This is a genomic window from Alphaproteobacteria bacterium (assembly GCA_035625915.1).
Classification (GTDB): domain Bacteria; phylum Pseudomonadota; class Alphaproteobacteria; order JACZXZ01; family JACZXZ01; genus DATDHA01.
Genome location: DASPOR010000036.1, coordinates 1 through 2,003 on the forward strand (window position 1 = coordinate 1; position 2,003 = coordinate 2,003).

The following is a 2,003-nucleotide window of genomic DNA, read 5'->3' on the forward strand; positions in this document are numbered from 1 at the left end:
GCATACCGCCGACCTCGCCACCGATCTCGACAATGTGCGGCGCATGCGCGAAGCACTCGGCCCGGACATCGACATCATGATCGACGTCAATATGGGCTGGACCGCCGACGTCGCCATTCTGATGGGCCGCAAATTTCAGGATTATGACGTGTATTGGCTCGAGGAGCCGGTGACGCCGGACGATTTCGCCGGTTACCTGCGGATCGCCGAGGCGCTCGATCTCCGCATCGTCGGCGGCGAGACGCATTTCACGCGCTTCGATCTCAAGCCGTTCTTCGAAAATCCCCGACTGCCGATCCTGCAACCCGATCCGATGCGCGGAGGGCTGACCGAACTGCGCAAGATCGCGACGGTGGCCGACACTTGGGGCATGACCATAGCGCCGCATCTGTTTCCGGAATTGAACGTGCAGCTTCTCGCCTCGATCCCGAATGGGCTTTGGATCGAGGACATGGGTCTTGCCGAAGATCTATTTATCGATCCCGTGCCGGTGGTAAACGGATTCATCGCCGCACCGGAACGGCCGGGCCACGGCCTCGCGTTCAAACCGGAAATCCTGCGCGATTGTGCGGTTAAGGCATGAGCTGGAGATATGCCATGGCGACGAGGACCCGATAGCATTTCTCAATCCCTGTGATCGAATTCCTAGAATGATCGTAACGATGCCAACTTTAAGACAAAATTAACTCAAAACCTTAAGCGTTGGGAATTCGCTTTGAGCGTACTGTTTCTATTGCAGTTGCTTGAGGCGAATGACGATGGGGGTGTCCCATGAAAAATGGGATCGCGACGCACAGTCTGCCTCGTGAGTGTTACGTTCTTCGAATCGACGGCCGGTTAAATTCGACACATCGGCGTTTTGTCGATGCACTGCGAGCAGGCTTGCAACTCAAAGACCGGTTTCCGCATCACGACATCAAAGTAAGCGTAGCGCCGATAATAAGATCAACCCAAGAAAAAGTGGCGGGAACGGTTTTGCACTAAGCGAGTCTCGGCACGGCTCGCATTTGCAGTCGCCGCCATCGGGCGGCACGGCGACGACGTGACATTTTCAGGCAGCATTCGCGCCGCCCTTCGCCGAAAAATCGGCCGGTACGATCTGGGCCCGAGAACAAAACCATAGCGGCCGCCGACTCGATTATTTCCTCAAACCAAGCAACACATAGCCGAATTCGACTTTGCGATTGGGCTCGCCAATCGCCTCGAGTTTGAACTCACCGGCGGTTTGAAAGGTCTGAAGGCCCGTGCCCGGTATGACCGTGGTTCGCGGCGCCTCGGCGTCCGGCGGCTTCCAATATACCTTGGTCTCCGCTTCGGCCTCCCAGATCGTGAGGATGACGATGTGCCGCTCGCCGTCCTCGATGATCGTCTTTGGCGGCTCACCAACGTTGAGCGTGCCCTTCCCCACCGACTCGAACTTGTTGATTTGGTCGAAGTCGATTTCTTGCGCGTGCGTGTCGGCGGCCAGAAAGATGACCGGCACAAAAAGCGTCAATGCAGTCATGATACGCAACATCGTCATGCCCCCACCGGCCGTTTCTATCGTACGTACGGAGGCTTCGTCGCGGGCGCATGGTGCCACTCTTGATCGGTCCGCTCAACGATCCTGCGATAGCGTCGGTCTGCGTCTTTGTGCCGATGAGATCGATCGTAAGCACGCGACCCGTAACTGTCACAATCAGATGGCCAAATCCGTTGAAGTACTGCTGTAGTGAGACGTCCTCCACTCCGTTCCGCGATATTCCTCGCACCGGCATACGAACAGGTTGGCGCTGGAAGTTCGGCTTAACAGGTTGAATTGGACCATGTCCACCGATTCCCGCCACCATGTACGGCACTTCCATCCATCGTCCGCCCACCTGGACCGTCCGGGTAAAGCGCTAGTAAACGTGGGCGTGTCCGGAGAGGACCGCGTCGGGACCTATCCCAACTTCCGTGAAAGCAGCGTCGAGGTCTGCCAGCATGTGGGAGCTCCCGGAATAGCCGCCGCCTCCACTGAACGG

Annotated in this window: 2 protein-coding genes; one reads left to right on the forward strand and one right to left on the reverse strand. The window is 57.5% G+C overall.

Annotated elements, in window-relative coordinates; genetic code table 11:
* On the forward strand, window positions 1-583 hold a 583-nt coding region (locus VEJ16_03375), incomplete at its 5' end, for a mandelate racemase/muconate lactonizing enzyme family protein (GenBank protein ID HYB08693.1).
* Window positions 584-1,138: 555 nt separating this feature from the next.
* Here the strand turns inward: VEJ16_03375 and VEJ16_03380 are convergent.
* Window positions 1,139-1,504: a hypothetical protein gene (locus VEJ16_03380; protein ID HYB08694.1), complete on the reverse strand. Its 366-nt coding sequence runs from the start codon at window positions 1,502-1,504 to the stop codon at window positions 1,139-1,141.
* Between the last annotated feature and the right edge of the window lie 499 nt (window positions 1,505-2,003).

Coding starts and splice junctions, on each gene's coding strand:
- VEJ16_03380 (HYB08694.1), bottom strand. CDS start 1,504: ATGACTGCATTGACGCTTTTTGTGCCGGTCATCTTTCTGGCCGCCGAC.